This window comes from Neisseria sp. P0021.S006, assembly GCF_051956895.1.
The window spans coordinates 1-565 of record NZ_JBQCWZ010000953.1 but is presented as its reverse complement, the minus strand read 5'-3'; the positions used below and the strand labels follow the sequence as shown (position 1 = coordinate 565).

1 protein-coding gene is annotated in these 565 nt (G+C 47.4%); it reads right to left on the bottom strand.

The window, feature by feature from the left end; translation table 11 throughout:
• Nucleotides 1-21: 21 nt before the first annotated feature.
• Entirely contained in the window at nucleotides 22-411 is a 390-nt protein-coding gene (locus ACTHUM_RS18110; protein WP_049331430.1) for a hypothetical protein, read from the bottom strand.
• Nucleotides 412-565 lie beyond the last annotated feature (154 nt).

Genomic DNA, 565 nt, shown 5'->3' with positions numbered 1-565 from the left:
GCCCTAAAGTTTGTTAATACCTTACCACCACCAAGGATAACGGCCAAACGGATAGCCCCAATCGTCGTAATAACGATAGTAACGGGCTTCGCGCAGCTGTTCTTGAGAAATATAGTTTTGCCATGCCATTTTGTAGCAGGCTTGGAACATCGGATCGGAAACTTTGTCGATATATTTGAGGCGGAAGGCTTTTTGTTCCGCAGTTGCGGCACCGGGTTTGCCTTCTTCGTCAAATTTGCGGCGGATCAGCGCGGCAGTCTCCTGATCGCATTGGGCAGCAAGATGTACTTGAAGATCCTGCTCATAGCGTTTCTGCGCTTGGGCGCGTGCGGCTTTTTGCTCAGGCGTGGTGGCGCAGGCGGCAAGTAATGCGGCAGCACCAATCAATAAAGTCAGGCGGATAGGATTCATCGGATGTTTCCTTATAGTCATGTATAGCTATTAATGTACGCCCTCATTGTGTAATGGGCAAGTGTGGCAACTTGGGAACACTTTAGATTATTTGTTCTTATCGGCAGACAGTTGCATATAAAATACACCCTATATGAATGTTTAACTCCAAACC